The following is a 17,498-nucleotide window of genomic DNA, read 5'->3' on the forward strand; positions in this document are numbered from 1 at the left end:
ATGGTCGAATATTTTCGAAGTAAATATAGCCTCAATTCAGTAAACCTGTATTATGTCCGTTTATATATTTACCCCATTTTTCAAGCATCTCCATTAAGTCAGAAAGTTTCATGGGCTTGCTCAGGTAATCATTCATGCCGGCATCAATGCATGCCTGCTTATCCTCGGGCATAGCGTTTGCGGTCATGGCAACAATTACCGGCTGGTCCTGCATATTACTGCGGATAAAGCGTGTTGCTTCCAAACCATCCATATCGGGCATTTGTACATCCATCAAAATCAGGTTATAATGTTTTGTTACCATAGCATTTAGCGCAACGTGGCCATTTTCGGCAATATCAGCGCTATAGCCCATTTTGCTAAGCATATGAATAGCAAGTTTCTGGTTTATTAAGTTATCCTCGGCTATCAAAATGCTCATGGGATAATTTTTAGCAAAATCTTTTGAAAATGCTGTTTGCACCTGCTGGTATTCAGTTTTAATACCGCTACCGGCCTTTAACTGTTCAACAATATGCTTATGTAGCAGGTTATGCTTTGTAGGCTTTGTCAATACTGCGTTAAATACATTATCATCCCGTTTATTTTGTTCGCTTCCTATTGAGCTTAGCAATACAATGGGCATTTCAGGAAACTTCCGCTTTACTTCTTTAGCCAGCTGCAGGCCATCCATTTCGGGCATGCTCATATCTGTTATCAACAGGTCAACACGTTCATCCTGATCGTTAAGCACTTTCAATGCCTCAGTTGCCGATGCCACAACTACCGGATCATACTTCCACTGCCTGAGCTGCGCATCAATAATATCGCGGTTGGTAGCATTGTCATCAACAAATAAGATCCGCTTGTTTTCCAGTTCGGTAAGGTTAAGGTAAACGTAATTTCGCTTTACCTTTTGCCCCACTTTTGATTTTAAAGTAAATGAGAAAGTAGTTCCCCTGCCTATTTCACTCTGTACGCTGATCTCGCCGCCCATCAGCTTAACAAGTTTTTCGCTGATAGCCAAACCCAAACCTGTGCCCCCATACTTACGTGTGGTACTTGAATCAACCTGCGAAAACGGCTTAAACAAACGCTCCAGCTTATCCTCGGCAATGCCGATGCCTGTATCCCTTATTTTAAAGATCAATTCAAGGTCGTCCTCTTTTTGCTCTTTTACCCCTACCAGTATAAAAACTTCGCCCTGGGTTGTAAATTTCACGGCATTGCCCACCAGGTTAATCAGGATTTGGCGAAGGCGTATTGAATCGGAAATAATTTGTACCGGTACATTGTGCTCAACCTGGTAAACCAGGTCGAGGTTTAAACGCGAGGCCTTTTCAGCAAAAACATCCAAAACCCCTTCTATGCAATCGCGCAGGTCAAAATCCTCCTCATCAAGCTCCATATTGCCCGATTCAATTTTAGAGAAGTCAAGAATATCATTGATAACAGTTAACAGGGCGTCGCCGCAATTTTTTATGGTTTCGGTATACTCTTCCTGCTCGCTGGTAAGCCGGGTACTGGCCAGCAGCGTTGCCATGCCGATAACACCGTTCATCGGTGTACGGATCTCATGGCTCATGGTAGCCAGGAAAATACTCTTGGCTTTATTGGCGCTTTCGGCTTCTTCACGTGCTTTTTCTGATGCTTCGCGGGCCAGGCGTTCATTCGCTGTCATTTCCACCAGGCTTTCGGTACGTTCTTTTACCTGGCGTTCCAGTACGGTTTTCTGTGCCTTGAGAAATTTAACCCGGTATTTAAAAACAGAGTACACCAAAGCAATTATGCTTACCACAGCAATTAATTTAAACCACCAGGTTAACCAAAACGGGGGCACAATAGTAATTTTTAATCCCGCTGAAGGCGGCGACCATAACCCTGACGTATTCTGATACTTTAATTTAAAAGTATACTCGCCTGGTGGCAAATTGGTGTATGAAGCTGTATTCCGGCTTCCCACATTGTTCCAGTCTGTATCGAAATTTTCGAGTATATAACTGTAATTCTTTTTATCAGATGATGAGTAATCAAGCGCCGCATACTGTAATGTTATTACGGATTGAGTATAGGACAATTTAATTGACTTTGTATCACTTATATCTTGCTTTAACGGAGATGGGTCATCCTTGCCGCGGGCAATTTTCACGGTTTTATTAAACAATTGAAAATTGGTAATAACCAGGGGCATAAAGGCCGATGGTTTTAAGATTTGCCCGGGAGTAAAAGAATTGAAACCGTTAATCCCCCCAAAAAAGATCCTGCCTTCCTTTGTTTGCAGGGCCGAATGTGATTTAAATTCTTCATCCTGTAACCCATCTTCAATAGTATAGTTTTTAAAAGTGTGTTTAACCGGATCATAGTTGGATAAGCCATTATTGGTACTCACCCATATGGTGCCCAGCTTATCTTCCCGAACGGCATAAATCACATCACTTGGTAAGCCATTTTTGGTTGTAAATGCCGTAAAATGCTTGGTAACCGGGTTAAACAGATTAAGCCCCGAGAGTGTACTGATCCAGATGCGGCCCTTACTATCCTCAAACAAATCGGGGACGCTGTTGTTGCTGATGCTGTTGCGCTTCTCGTCATGCTGAAACCGGGTAAAGGTGCCTGTTTTCCTATCCATCAAATTCAGGCCGGCATCAAAGGTGCCAACCCAAAAATTGCCGTTATGATCCTCAAGCAGGGCATATACCCTATCGCTGCTGATACTTTTAGGATCGTTAGGATCATAATTGAAAGCCGAAAAGGTGCCCGACTTTTCATCATACAGGTCGAGGCCGCCGTTATAGGTGCCTACCCAGATGCGGTTATCGCGGGTTTGGGTAAGGGCATAAACATTGTTGTTACTTAAGCTGCCGGGCTTTGCCACGTCATGTTTAAAGCTGGTAAACTTGCCGGTGCGGGGATTAAACCGACACAAACCATCAGCCCAGGTGCCTATCCAAAAGTCGCCTTTAAAATCCTGGATGATGTTCAATACATAATTTCCTGCCAGGCTATTGGCATTAGCCGGATCATTCACATAGTGTTTAACAGTACCATCTTTGTTAAACACATTAACACCGCCGCCGTCGGTACCTACCCAAATATTGCTATCCTGATCTTCATGCAGACAAAGTACAAAATTATTGGCCAGGCTGTTTGGTGATGAGCTATGCCTGAAATGCGAAAAACTTTCGGTACTGCGCTTATACAGGTTAATGCCGCCGCTAAAGGCCCCAAGCCACATATTGCCCATCCTATCCCGGCAAATACTATAAATAGAATTGCCATTCATACTGCCCCTGTCAATATCGTCATGTTTATAGGCTGTTATTTTCCCGGTAACAAGGTTCAGGATATTAACCCCATTATTTTCCGTACCTACCCACAAATTACCGTTCAGGTCCATGCTTAATGCCAAAACGGTATAACCCGAGATGGAGCCGGAACCTTTTTCTTTATGTAGGTAATGTTTAAATGTGCCCTTTCCCACGTCAAATAAATTAAGGCCCCCGTCTTCCGTTCCTACCCATAACCTGCCTGCATTATCTTCATAAATAGTGCTTACATAACTTCCGGAAAGGCTGGTATTTACTCCAGGCTCATTTTGATATCGTGTAAAAGTTTCTTTCTTTCTGTCAAACAGGTTAAAGCCACCGCTCAGTGTACCTACCCATAAGCGGTGTTTTGAATCTTCCTTCAACGCGGTTACATCATCATCACTTAATGAGGCCAGGTCGGCCTCGTTATGCTTATAATGGGTAAATTTATTTTGGTAGATATCAAACCGGTCGAGCCCGCCTTTTTGGCTGCCTATCCATAAAATACCATCATGATCAAATATCAGCCTGTTTACAAAATTACTCGAGATGCTGTTTGAATTGGCGCTGTCATGAAAGTAATGGATAAATTTACCCGTTTTACGGTCGAGCTTATTTAAGCCAAAAAGTGTAGCCAGCCATATGTTACCTTCTTTATCTTCGGCAATATCTGATATCAGGTTGCTGCTTAATGAATTATCATCCTGGATACTGTGCTTATATATCACAAAGCCGTACCCGTCATACCGGTTAAGGCCGTCGCGGGTACCTATCCACATAAAGCCCCGGCTATCCTGAATTATAGTACTTACATTAATTTGTGATAAGCCCTCCCGGGTACCGATATGCTCAAACTTAAGGTTCCTGTCCTGCGAAAACCCATTTTGGGCAACCAATAAGGCAACCACAACAAACAAACATTTATAGATATTCAAAATAACAGGCGGTGTTGAGTTTTAATGTTCCTGAAAATCTGCCCCTTAAAAAGAAAAACAGAATGGTTTATAGTTTAGCTTATACGGCTACCTTGTTTATAAGTTTAATATAGATAAAAAAAAGCAACAAAACAGATATACAATTAAGCAATAGTTATGAAAATCGTTTTTGAATCAGGAGCAGATTAAAAAACGATAAAAGAGAAATTTCACACGGATTTTTGCGTATTAATCGGATTACACAAATTTTTAATTGGCATTAATTTGCGATTCTGTAATTCGATTAATTGTGGAAGGTTTGAAAAGCATTTGTGTAGAAATTTTTCGGTATGGGATATTTGCCGGTAGCACACTAAACCAACACCAAAAAAAAGCCTCCCGGCAATACCGGAAGGCTTATCATATTTTCAAAAATTAGTGGCGTTGCTTACAGCTCTCTTACCCAAATATTGCGGAAGCTAAGCGGCTCGCTTTTATCGCCATGCGCCTGTAATTTAATTGGCGAAGGACCATGTTTTTTACCTTCGTACGATGGCTTGCCGATGTATTGTGTAGGGCCAAGCAGCTCAAAGTTGTTTTCAACCAATACGCCATTGAAAAATACAGTAGCTCTTGCTGCCGATTTCAATGAACCGTCTTCGTTAAATACAGGAGCAGTCCAAATTACGTCATAAACATTCCACTCGCCGGGCTTGCGGCCAGGGTTTGCCAACGGGATTACCTGCTTGTATAAGCTGCCTGCCATACCATTAACATAGGTTTTGTTATCATAAGAATCTAAAACCTGCAGTTCATAACCGGCATCGCCCTTGCCTATCGAAGCTAAGAACACACCGCTGTTACCGCGGGCCTGGCCACTGCCTGTAATGCTTGCAGGCACTTTCCATTCAATGTGTAATTGGTAATTGCCAAAAGACCTTTTGGTTTCGATGTTGCCGGTAGCCTTGTTTACGGTAAGCACATCACCTTTCACCAGCCATTTGGCGGGGGTTTTATCTTCAACAGAAACCCACTCGTCAAGACCTTTACCGTTGAATAAAACGATGGCGTCAGATGGTGCATCGCCTAAGTTTTTACCGGGTGTAACTACTTTAGGTACCGGTTCCCAAATCTCGGTGTCTTCAGGTTTGGCATTTTGCGCGTTTGCCATGAAGCAGCTTCCTGCTAAAAGGGCAGTTAGTATTAATGGATATTTCATCTCTCTAAAAATAATTGGTTTAAACGTGAAGCGTATCTTTCAGGTATGAAGCGCTTTTTGCAATGCTCACATACGGGTCAATATTGGTATAGTTTTCCTGCTCAACAATAAAATGTTTAATGCCTGCAAGTTTAGCTTTACCCAATATGGTTTTAAAATCGATATCACCATTGCCTATTTCTGTATTCAGTTCGGCATTGGTTTTATCCCTGTCTTTAACATGCACAAAGCTGAACCGGCCGGGATGTTTTTCAAAAATCTCAACCGGGTCTTTACCGGCACGTACTACCCAGTAAATATCCATTTCCATGGCTACCAGTTTAGGATCTGTATTGGCAAGCACTACATCGTAAAAAGTAGTATCGCCAACAGGTGCCCACTCAAAGTTGTGGTTATGGTAACCTAATTTTAAGCCCGATGCTTTCAGGATCCCGGCAATCTTGTTCATTTTTTCGGCAACGCCTTTACAGTCGTCAACGGTTTTAATGAAGTTATGATTTAAAGCAGGGATAATGATATGTGATTGACCGATGGTATTGGCAACCTCGATGTAAGCGTTCAGATCACCAGTTTTACCCGAGCCCAAATACTCGTCCAGGCCGTAGTGACCGCTTGGTGTTGTTAAACCGTTATCTTTTAAAAGCTGGCTAAATTCCTTGCCTTTTAATCCCCAATAACCGGTTTCCTTGTTAAAACCAAAGGTTTCAACCTCGTTATAACCGGCTTTTGCCACTTGTGCAATAACACCTTTTACATCTTTTGGTAATTGATCGCGCAGGCTATATAACTGCAGGCCCACTTTATTTGAAGCCTTTGCCGAAACCAACTTAGGTGCAATAACAGCACCGGCAGCTATTAGTCCGGCTTGTGCTAAAAATGTTCTTCTGGTTGTCATGTATTTATTTTTTTAGTTTAGCTTTTAGAGTGATAAGGTGATGTAAGGTTTAAACATCACAAATATGTACCGCTTTTTTAAGCGAAGCTATTTTGTCTTTTTGTTTGGGGATGAACTCCTGCGCCACAAAACCTTTATGCCCTACCTCAACAATGGCACGCATAATGGCCGGATAGTAAAGCTCCTGTGTATCATCAATTTCGTTACGACCGGGAACACCGCCAGTATGGTAGTGCGCTATGTACTGGTGATTGGCCCGGATGTTACGGATCACGTCGCCCTCGTCAATTTGCATATGATAGATATCATACAGCAGTTTAAAGTTTTCTGAACCAAGCCTGCGGCAAAGCTCAGCGCCCCACTCTACCCTGTCGCACTGGTAATCTTTATGGTCAATTTTGCTGTTAAGCAGTTCCATTACCAGTATTACGTTGTGTTTTTCAGCAAGCGCTACCATCGGTTTAAGGCCTTCAACGCAATTGTTCCAGCCTTCCTCATCGGTTTTACCTCTGCGGCTTCCGCTAAAACAGATCAGGTTTTTATAACCGGCTTCAGCAACAAGCGGGATCATTTTGGTATAATTTTCATGCAGTTTGGCATGAAATTGCTTATCACCGAAACCATCTGTGAGGTTGATTTCGGCACCGTTGCACATGGATGAGAACAGGCCGTATTTTTTAAGTGTAGGCCAGTCAGAAGGGCCAACCAAATCGATGCCTTTTATGCCAATATCTTTTGCGGCGGCACAAAGCTGATCTACCGTAAAATCGCCGTAACACCAGCGGCATACGGCATGGTTAATATTGCCTTTGAGCTTATCATCAGCCTGCATATGTTTTTCAGTTTCAGTGGTAAATGAAGATAGTACGCCCGACGCGCCTATGGCGGCCGTGCCCGCGATCATGCTTTTAATAGCCGAACGCCTGTTTTGATTTGATGCCATTGGTTATATTTTGGTTTGTGCAGATGGTTCTTCAATATCCAACCCCGGTTTTGCAGCCATGCTGGTTTTATCTTTAAACAATGCAAGGAAAAAGATTAACACCACCGCGGCAATACCTGCAGGGATAAGCCAAATGGTTTGCCAGTTATGTGATGTTTCAGATATTTTCCAATGGTCAACAATAGGGCCTGAAATGTATGAGCCGATAAGCATACCAACGCCATAAGTTGCCAGGGTGATAAAGCCCTGTGCTGCGCTTTTAAAGCGTTCTCCCGCTAAATTATCAGTATAAATTTGTCCGGTTACAAAGAAGAAGTCATAGCAGATACCATGCATTACGATACCAGCTATCAGCATCCAGTAGTTTGAGCCCGCGTCGCCATACGCAAAGAATATATAACGTAATACCCAGGCTAACATGCCAATAGCCAGCATTTTTTTAACGCCGAAGCGCACAAAAAACAAGGGCATAGCTGCCATGAATGCCAGTTCGGACATTTGGCCCATCGACTGTACACCAGCAGCTGCCTTAACGCCTACTTCGTTCAAAAAAGGATTGGTAAAGTTATAGTAAAATGCCAAAGGCACACATATAGCTACCGATGCCAAAAAGAAAATCAGATACGACTTATTTTTTAATAACCCTATCGAGTCTAAACCAATGATATCACCAAATGTAGTTTTCTGACCCTTTTTTACCGGCGGGGTATCAGGCAGCGTAAAGCTTAACAAGCCTAATATCAATGAAGCTACCGATGCCATTTTGAATGTAAGCACCAGCGTTCCGCTTTTTTCCCATCCCAACAAACCTATAGTGATACCGGCAATGATCCATCCTGCTGTTCCAAAAACCCTGATCAAAGGAAATTCCTTACTTGGGTTTTGCATCTGCTTAAACGAAACCGAATTTACCAAAGCCAGTGTTGGCATGTAAATGATCATATAAAACAGGATATTAGGGTAAAACTTATCAAAATCGGCTATGGTAGTTGCATAATATAATGATGCTGCACCTAACAGGTGGAGCACCCCTAATATTTTTTGTGCCGAAAAGTATTTATCAGCAATAAGTCCGATAACAAAAGGAGCTATAATAGCACCTAACGATTGCGTTGCGTAAGCACCCGCATTTTGCGTGCCGGTAGCCTTTAACGTAACCGTTAAATAAGTGCCCATTGTTACAAACCACGCGCCCCAGGTAAAGAACTCCAGGAACATCATTGTTGAAAGTTTTACCCTAATTCCAATATTCATAATTATATTTTAAAGCCGGATTTAATTATCCCTCGTTATTTTTTTAATGATAAAATGTACTGTACAATTTCTTTGGCATCGCTTTCGGGCAATGAAGGGTGCGGGGTCATGGCTATGTTGCCCCAGTTACCGCTGCCGCCGCTGATGATCTTTTTGGCAAGCATATCGATATTAGCCTGTGAAGCATCATATTTTTTTGCGATATCCTGGAATGCAGGGCCGATAACTTTGGTATCAACTTTATGGCAGGTGCTGCAATCTAACGATGCCATTAATTTTTCGCCGGTTGCTGAACCTGCAGAACCACCTGCCGATTCGGTACCTGTTTTTGCCACTACAGTATCGGCATCAGAATTGGCAGCCTTTGCTGTCTGGTTTGCGCTATTGGTACTGTCGCTGCCGCCGGTGTTTTTTGATGAATTTCCGCCACAGGCAGCAAACGCTGCACTGATACAAAGAATAACGAATACTTTTTTCATAAAGATTAATTGTGGTTTTTGATGATAACCTAACAGAAAATCTGTTCCTTAGCAAAGCCCCTGCTGTTTTTCATCATGTAATTTTAATTGGGTTGGTTAATGAGGCGAAAATTACAACTTTTTATCATAAATAAAACCTTATTAAACCGATATAGCGCCTAATGAAGCGGTTTTTTTACGTGAACGCATGTAAATTACCAATCCTATAAATGCAACGATTAATACAACCGGGATAATCAGGGTGGTGTTTAATACTTCGGGGCCTGCTGCCGACCGTGCAGCGTCAAAGGCCTTGGCCATATCCGAGCCCGCCGGTGCCGAACGGTAAGCGTCCAGACTGGCACCCGCCGGTAATTTTGAAGCCATGATTTTATCGTAAAAACCGCCCATGAATATCATATAAATAGATACCCCGAACATACCGGCACCACCCATCAGGTTTAAACCTACGGCACCTGTACGCGGCAGGTTTTCGGCCACAAAGCCTATCATACATGGCCAGAAGAAAGCTACCCCCAAACCAAAAACTACTGCTGCAAAATAGATAGCATCGCCATGCAGGTGTACCATCAAATAAATGCCCAGTGCAGATAAAATAGCCGAGATTAACAATACCCCCTGCGGAGCCAAACGGTGTACGATCGGGCTTGCAAATGCACGGCCCAACACCTGTACCGAGGCTACAAAAGTTAAAATAAGGATGGCGTTGTCCGTAACTGTTTTGAATAAAACATCAGTCCACTGGTTGGTGAACAGTTCTGTAATAGCTGTGCCGAACATACAAATGATCATGAACAGGAACAACGGGTTGATCAATGCTTTATACATATCCTCGGTACTTACACCAGCGGATACACGCTCGGTAACCGGAAAATCCAATTTAGAGAACAGGTAGCCATAAGCAATGGTTGGGATTAGCATTAAAGCTATTTCAACCTGCGAGATCCAGTATGGCTTTGGTGATACGCCGTGGGCCAGTGCTGTATCCAGCCCGAATACTATTAAAGTACCTATTACAATACCCGCCGGAAACCAAAGGTGAAAGTGGTTAAGCTTGGTTGTTTTATTATCTGTATACAGCGAAGCTACAAGCGGGTTGCAGGATGCCTCAACCGTACCATTAGCGATACCGATCATTAAGGTAGAAAGGAACAGCGTCCAGTAGCCATTGGCAAAAATGGTAAGCAGGATCCCCACCAGGTGAAATACGAAGGCTGATACCAGGAGCTTTTTCATACCGATGATATCAACAATAAAGCCGCCTACAATGATAGCCAGCGGAAAGCCCCAGAAAGCGGTTGCTGCAATGGTGCCCAGTTGCGAAGCATTCAAATGGAATCTTACGCCCTGGTCGTTCAAAATCCCGGCACGGATACCGAATGACAATGAAGTTACCAGCAACGACAGGCAGCTTGCCCTGAATAGCTGTGTACGGTTAATAGTTTGCATTTTAAATTATTTTAGGTTATTTGATAATTGGTTAATTGGTTGTATCAAAATGCTTTTTGCTGAATATGTTTCAGCTGTTTATTCACCCGCTTCGTGAATCCCATCTTTACTGGCGGGAAGTAATAAAAAAACTTTGTCATACTGAGGAACGAAGCATCTTCTTCGCTATTGCTACCGATGACATGATAAAATTACGGTCATGTTGAACTTGTTTCAACACCCCACTCGCTAAGCAACCACGCTGAGCAATCGGCTACTTGTCCTATGAGATGCCGAAACAAGTTCGGCATGACGTGGTAGAGTCCAGCCTTACGAAGCTTTAAAAACTTCGTAAGGCTTAAACCCTATTGTCATGTTGAACTTGTTTCAACACCTCACTTGCCGGGCGATCATGCTAAGCACATCGTCTACCTGCCTTGTGGGGTGCCGAAACAAGTTCGGCATGACGTGGTAGAGTCCAGCCTTACGAAGCTTTAAAAACTTCGTAAGGCTTAAACCCTATTGTCATGTTGAACTTGTTTCAACACCTCACTTGCCAGGCGATCATGCTAAGCACATCGTCTACCTGCCTTGTGGGGTGCCGAAACAAGTTCGGCATGACGTTTTTTTAAATTCTAAATCATTCAATAAATCCAAAATCGAAAATCTCAGTTCCGAAATCAAAAGTTATATTCCCAACGTTTTTCTGTTGAAAGCGTCATCAGAACCTGATGCGGCAAAATCATCAAAAGCACGTTCGGTTACACGGATAATATGATCTTTAATGAATTGAGCGCCTTCTCTTGCACCGTCTTCCGGATGTTTGAGTGCGCATTCCCATTCAAGCACGGCCCATCCTTTGAAGTCATATTGCGTTAATTTACTAAATATCGATTTAAAATCAACCTGTCCATCACCCAATGAGCGGAAGCGGCCGGCACGGTTAACCCAGTTCTGGTAACCACCATAAACACCCTGGCGACCTGTTGGATTAAACTCAGCATCTTTAACGTGGAACATTTTAATACGTTCGTGATACAGATCGATATATTCTAAATAATCCAGGCACTGCAATACAAAATGCGACGGATCATAAAGCAAATTGGCACGTTTGTGCCCTTTTACATGATCAAGGAACATCTCGTAAGTGATACCGTCATGCAGGTCTTCGCCCGGGTGGATCTCGTAGCATAGGTCGATACCGTTATCTTCGTAAACATCCAGGATCGGTGTCCAGCGTTTAGCCAGTTCGCCAAAAGCAGTTTCAACAATACCGGCAGGGCGTTGAGGCCATGGGTAAACCATAGGCCAAAGCAGCGCACCGCTAAAGGTAACCGATGCATTTAAACCTAAATTTTTTGAAGCCTGAGCCGCATATTTCAGTTGCTGTACAGCCCATTTTTGCCTTTCGGCCGGGTTACCGCGCAAATGCTCGGGCGCAAAGCCATCAAACAGTGCATCATAAACCGGGTTTACAGCAACCAACTGACCTTGCAGGTGAGTTGAAAGCTCGGTAATTTCTAAACCGGCAGCATTCACTATCCCTTTAATTTCGTCTGCATAAGTTTTGCTTTCAGCAGCCTTTTGCAGATCGATAAAACGGGTATCATTTGTTGGCAGTTGTACACCTTTGTAGCCCAAGCCTGCTGCCCACTGACAAATAGATTCCAGGCTGTTGAATGGTGCCGCGTCTCCTATAAACTGTGCTATAAATATGGCAGGTCCTTTTATAGTGGTCATGTTTTTTGTTTTAAATAGATGGTAAATTAAATAGTAAAATTAGTCCACTTGGTATCTGATTTGCCCGAAGCGATCACATTTTCAATGAAAGCCATTCCGCGAATACCTTCTTCGATACCCGGGAAGTCCAACTCCTCAGGAGTAGCTTCCTTACCTTCCAAACCAGCTTTAACAGTTAAAGCAAAATTGCGGTAAAGGTTGGCAAATGCCTCCAGGTAACCTTCCGGGTGGCCGGCAGGTGTACGCGTATTATGCTGCGCGAATGAGCTGGTATAACCTCCACCGGTGCGCCAGGTTTCGGCAGGTTTATCGGTGTACATTACGGTTAACGAGTTAGCATCGCTCTGGTGCCATTCTAAACCGCCTTTTTCACCATAAACCCTGATCTTCACATTATTTTCTTCGCCGGCTGCAATTTGGGTAGCTGTTAGCACACCGCTTGCACCGTTGTTAAATTTTAACAAAGCTGCACCGTCGTCGTCAAGCTTGCGGCCTTCAACCACGATATTGATATCGGCACAAATTTTAGTAACCTGTAAGCCGGTAACATACTCGGCCAGGTTAAAGGCGTGAGTACCTATATCACCCATGGCACCAGCAATCCCGCTTTTACCCGGATCGGTACGCCATGAGGCTTGTTTGTTATCTTCTCCTTCTAAAAAGCTGCTTAACCATCCCTGCGGATATTCAACATAAACTTTCCGTACTGTACCTATAGCACCTGCTTTGATCAGTTGCTTAGCTTCCTTAACCATTGGGTAGCCGGTGTAGGTATGTGTAAGGCAAAACAGTTTACCCGATGCATTAACCACTTTTTCCAGCTCTTTGGCTTCCTCAAGCGAAAAGGTCATAGGTTTATCAAGCACCACGTGAAAGCCGTTTTCAAGCGCCATTTTGGTTGGGGCAAAATGCACATGGTTAGGCGTTACAATGCTGATCACCTGCACACGCTCATTTTCGGGCAGTTGTTTTTCTTTTTCAATCAGTTCCTGGTATGAGCTGTATGAGCGGCTTGCCGGCAGGCCAAGCAAAAGGCCGCTGGCCTGTGATTTTTCGGCATTACTGCTGAATGCGCCGCAAACCAGTTCATATTCGCCATCAATGCGGGCAGCTATGCGATGTACGGCACCGATAAAGGCACCTTGTCCGCCGCCTATCATTCCTAATCTTAATTTCATTTGTTTTTGTTGGGGTTGATGTTTTGATTAAACGCTTCTCAATCGATTGTATACATCAAAAACAGCATTATTACATAATGCTGTTTTTGATGGCAATTCAAATTTTGTAAAAACCAAAGGTATAATCAATTGATATTGCAATTTTTTAGGTTGCCCAGGCTTTATCACCTTTTTTGTATGGCAGGTTACCGTCATATTTACCAGGAACGGCTATATAACGCAATGCCTGTGTGGCACCCGGCTTTGAAGTGAAGAAACCCAGCAGGGTTAATTCTTTCAACATCCTGAAGTAATGGTTAGGATCTTCCGGTTTTTTTGTTTTGGTATATGCTTTTTGTTCTTTGTCAAGCTCGGTTAACAGTTCGGTACGTTGCTCGGGAGTAGCCTCCATGAACTTTTTACCAAATTTCTTGTCGCTTGCATCATTAAGGTCTTTAAGGCCTTTGGTGAAAATTTTCTGATCGTCGGCCTTGTAGCAATCCTGTACCATTACCGTCATAAATTTACCAATTTCGGCAGCTTTAGCACCCGGGGTTGAAGTTGCGGGTAAAATGGTTTCACCAATTTCATCCATCAGGGCCACATCATCCTGTGTAAAAAGGTCGTTTACTTTTGGCGAAGATGATTTACATCCGGAGATGAAGAACTCGGCGCCGATGATGGTACCGCCAAGGATCAAACCTACCCTGCCTATCGCTTCTCTTCTATTCATGTTTAATTATTGATTTACTGAATTATTGAATTATCGAGTTATTTGATTTTCCAATTATTGATGAATTATGAGTTAGCAATTAAATCAATAATTCGCTAACTCAATAATTCAATAATTTAAAAAGCTACGCTTTCAACACGAAACCTTCGCGGTAATCGCGTTTAATATATTGGTTAACGGCATCAAAGTTGGTAACCTTCATGGCCTGGTTATCCCATACCAATTTTACCCTGCCGCCTTGCAACTCATGACCGCGTACCGCAAGGTTAGCCATCAGCAATGCTTCAGTAAGCGGACCGGCTTTGTCAAACGATGAGCTTAACTCTGTTTTACCGTAACCGGCAATACAGCCTTCAACCCATTGCGCGTAGTGCCCGTTTGCACCACCCTGTACACGTGCCCATTTTTGAGGAGCTTTCGCGTCTTTGGTTAATGATTTTGGCAATAAAGTAGGCGCATCAGAATAAGTACTTGCGTACATTTTTCCCTTGGTACCGATGAACAAAGTACCGTTGCCTTCTTCGCCACCGAAATTTTCGCTTGCCAGTAATTCAATAGGCCTTTCGGGCTGGATACCACCGTCCATCCAGTGCAGGGTAACATCGCCTTTAGTTTTTTCAGTTTTAGGGAATGTTAAGGTAATGTGGCTTGACGGAGGACAGCTTTCAGGGAAGTGGCCTTCCTTAAACTCATCTACATAAACACTGCCAACACTGGCCTGCACATCCTTAGCATACTGGATACCCAACACGCGGAAAGGCGCTTCAACAAGGTGGCAGCCCATATCGCCAAGGGCGCCGGTACCGTAATCCCACCAGCCACGCCAGTTGAATGGTACCAGTTTATCAACATAATCTTTTTTAGGCGCAGTACCTAACCACAGGTCCCAATCCAATTCTTTAGGGATATTTTGCTGTGGTGGCGGCCATGCAATACCTTGCGGCCAAACGGGGCGGTTTGTCCAGCAGTAAACGGTGTGCACATCGCCAATCAGGTCGGCATCATACCATTCTGAAAGCAAACGGGTACCATCGTTTGATGCACCCTGGTTACCCATTTGTGTAACCACTTTATATTTTTTGGCAGCCTCAGTTAACATACGGGCTTCCCAAATATCATGCGTCAGCGGTTTCTGAACATATACGTGTTTATTCAGCTGCATAGCATTATAGGTAATAATGGCGTGGTTATGATCGGGCGTTGAAACCGATACCGCATCAAAATGTTTGTGTTCTTTGTCAAACATCTCGCGCCAGTCTTTATAATACTTTGCCTTAGGAAAATCGCTGCGTGATCTTGCCGATCTGCGGTCGTCAACATCGCACAGGAAGGCGATCTCGGCTTTACCGCTTTTGTAAAAATTAGCAATATCGCTTTGCCCTTTACCACCGGCACCTACGCCGGCAATCAATAACTTATCGCTTGGAGCTATAAAACCTTTACCGCCCAAAACATGGCGCGGAACTATCATAAAACCAGCGGCCGCTATGGCGCTGCTTTTAATAAATTGCCGTCTTGACGGGTTTGGGGTTTTGTCCTTTTCTTCAGTCATAGGTGTTTTTATTAGGTTGTTTTTATGTGATGCTGGTTAAATTTCTCCCTTTTTAAGCGCGTCAACTGCATAGTTGGCAGCACGGGCGGTTAGCGCCATATAAGTAAGTGACGGGTTTTGGCATGCTGCCGATGTCATACATGAGCCATCGGTAACAAATACGTTCTTGGCGTCCCAAACCTGGTTCCACTGGTTCAATACTGAAGTTTTTGGATCGCGGCCCATACGTGCAGTACCCATTTCATGGATGCCACGGCCAAGGAACGGATTAGTACTGGCAGTTTGCACATCTTTAGCGCCAATTGCTTCCAGCATTTCCTTACCGTCCCTTTCCATATCGATACGCATTTTCAGCTCATTTGCTTTTAATTCGGCATCAATGGCAACAACAGGCAAGCCCCATTTATCTTTTTTGGTTTTGTCGATGGTAACCTTGTTATCGTGGTAAGGCAATGTTTCGCCAAAAGCGCCCATACCTACATGCCATGAACCCGGCTCAGTCAATGCATCCTTAAATGCACCGCCTATGTTCAGTTCGGCAATGTCACGGCTCCAGCCTTCGCGGCTTGCCGAACCCTGGTAACCGAAACCGCGGATGTAATCACGCTTTTCGCCGTTAAGGTTACGATAGCGCGGGATATAGAAGCCATTTGCACGGCGACCGAAATAATATTTATCCTCATAGCCTTCAATCCTGCCATAAGCACTAACATTAAGGTGGTGGTCCATCAGGTTGTGGCCAAGTTCGCCGCTGCTGCTGCCCAGGCCGCCTTCCCAAACGTCGGTTGCTGAGTTCATCAGGATCCAGGCCGAGTTAATGGTTGAAGCATTTACAAATACGATCTTTGCAAAGTATTCGTATGTTTTGTTGGTTTCAGCATCCAATACCTCAACGCCTTTGGCTTTTTTAGTATCCTTATCGTACAATATTTTGGTAACAATAGACCACGGGCGTACGGTTAAATTACCGGTAGCCATAGCTGCAGGCAATGTAGCCGATTGGGTACTGAAGTAAGCGCCGAACGGACAGCCTAACCAGCATTTGTTACGGTACTGACAGTTGGTACGGTTATTATGCGGCACAGTGATGTTGGCGGTACGGCCAATGATCATATGGCGTGCTTCTTTATAATATTCTTTAAGGCGTTTTGCAACGTCTTTTTCTACCACGTTCATTTCCATAGGCGGCATAAAATCGCCATCAGGAAGGATAGGTAAACCATCTTTATTACCAGAGATCCCGGCAAACTGCTCTGCATAGCTGTACCATGGAGCAATGTCTTTGTAACGGATAGGCCAGTCAACAGCGATGCCATCTTTCAGGTTGGCTTCAAAATCAACATCAGCCCAGCGGTACGATTGGCGCCCCCACATCAGTGAGCGGCCGCCTACGTGATAACCACGGAACCAGTCGAAACGTTTAATTTCTGTATAAGGACTATCTTTATCACTTGCCCAGTAGTCGAGGTTGGTTTCATTTAAAGGATAGTCGCGTTTAAGAACCGGGTAATCATCAATCATTTTCTGGGTACGGCCGCCTCTGTGCGGAAATTCCCATGGGTCTTTAGTTGCGTTTACGTAATCTTTAATGTGCTCGATATTACGGCCACGCTCAAGCATGATGGTTTTCAAACCCTTTTGTGTTAGTTCCTTGGCAGCCCACCCGCCTGAAATTCCTGAGCCAATGACTATTGCGTCATAAGTGTTTGCAGACATACGAATAATATGATTAGTTTAATTTGTTTATTACTTGGTTATCTCGTTAAATGTATGAATAAAATTCATTTTCCAAATATTACATTGTGTTTTTTTTACACGAAGACCTCACCCCAGCCCTCTCCAAAGGAGAGGGAGCTGCTTTTATGCACCCCCTTTTTAAGTCCTCTCCTTTGGAGAG

12 protein-coding genes are annotated in these 17,498 nt (G+C 43.7%); all 12 read right to left on the reverse strand.

From position 1 onward, the window contains the following. Positions 1-31 precede the first annotated feature (31 nt). On the reverse strand, positions 32-4,222 hold the full coding sequence (locus SNE26_RS12870) for a two-component regulator propeller domain-containing protein (protein ID WP_321559757.1): 4,191 nt from the start codon (positions 4,220-4,222) through the stop codon (positions 32-34). A 427-nt stretch (positions 4,223-4,649) separates the two neighbouring features. After that, positions 4,650-5,420, reverse strand: a complete 771-nt coding sequence (locus SNE26_RS12875; RefSeq protein ID WP_321559758.1) for a DUF1080 domain-containing protein — start codon at positions 5,418-5,420, stop codon at positions 4,650-4,652. Between the two features lie 19 nt (positions 5,421-5,439). Next, positions 5,440-6,315, reverse strand: a complete 876-nt coding sequence (locus SNE26_RS12880; protein ID WP_321559759.1) for a sugar phosphate isomerase/epimerase — start codon at positions 6,313-6,315, stop codon at positions 5,440-5,442. 49 nt (positions 6,316-6,364) lie between these two features. Next, positions 6,365-7,258 carry a TIM barrel protein gene (locus tag SNE26_RS12885; RefSeq protein ID WP_321559760.1) on the reverse strand — a complete coding sequence of 298 codons (894 nt, stop codon included), beginning with the start codon at positions 7,256-7,258 and terminating at the stop codon, positions 6,365-6,367. Positions 7,259-7,261: 3 nt separating this feature from the next. Then, on the reverse strand, positions 7,262-8,512 hold the full coding sequence (locus tag SNE26_RS12890) for a nucleoside permease (RefSeq protein WP_321559761.1): 1,251 nt from the start codon (positions 8,510-8,512) through the stop codon (positions 7,262-7,264). A 35-nt stretch (positions 8,513-8,547) separates the two neighbouring features. Then, a complete protein-coding gene (locus SNE26_RS12895) occupies positions 8,548-8,991 on the reverse strand; it encodes a c-type cytochrome (RefSeq protein WP_321559762.1) in 444 nt (147 codons plus the stop codon). 141 nt (positions 8,992-9,132) lie between these two features. Then, positions 9,133-10,440 carry an MFS transporter gene (locus tag SNE26_RS12900; RefSeq protein ID WP_321559763.1) on the reverse strand — a complete coding sequence of 436 codons (1,308 nt, stop codon included), beginning with the start codon at positions 10,438-10,440 and terminating at the stop codon, positions 9,133-9,135. Positions 10,441-11,106: 666 nt separating this feature from the next. Continuing rightward, positions 11,107-12,159: a sugar phosphate isomerase/epimerase gene (locus SNE26_RS12905; RefSeq protein WP_321559764.1), complete on the reverse strand. Its 1,053-nt coding sequence runs from the start codon at positions 12,157-12,159 to the stop codon at positions 11,107-11,109. A 26-nt stretch (positions 12,160-12,185) separates the two neighbouring features. Continuing rightward, entirely contained in the window at positions 12,186-13,337 is a 1,152-nt protein-coding gene (locus SNE26_RS12910) for a Gfo/Idh/MocA family oxidoreductase (RefSeq protein WP_321559765.1), read from the reverse strand. Between the two features lie 145 nt (positions 13,338-13,482). After that, positions 13,483-14,049 carry a gluconate 2-dehydrogenase subunit 3 family protein gene (locus SNE26_RS12915; RefSeq protein ID WP_321559766.1) on the reverse strand — a complete coding sequence of 189 codons (567 nt, stop codon included), beginning with the start codon at positions 14,047-14,049 and terminating at the stop codon, positions 13,483-13,485. A 124-nt stretch (positions 14,050-14,173) separates the two neighbouring features. Continuing rightward, complete coding sequence (locus SNE26_RS12920; RefSeq protein WP_321559767.1) at positions 14,174-15,601, reverse strand: Gfo/Idh/MocA family oxidoreductase; 1,428 nt, start codon at positions 15,599-15,601, stop codon at positions 14,174-14,176. A 36-nt stretch (positions 15,602-15,637) separates the two neighbouring features. After that, complete coding sequence (locus SNE26_RS12925; protein WP_321559768.1) at positions 15,638-17,317, reverse strand: GMC family oxidoreductase; 1,680 nt, start codon at positions 17,315-17,317, stop codon at positions 15,638-15,640. Between the last annotated feature and the right edge of the window lie 181 nt (positions 17,318-17,498).

This window comes from Mucilaginibacter sp. cycad4 (assembly GCF_034263275.1).
GTDB lineage: Bacteria > Bacteroidota > Bacteroidia > Sphingobacteriales > Sphingobacteriaceae > Mucilaginibacter.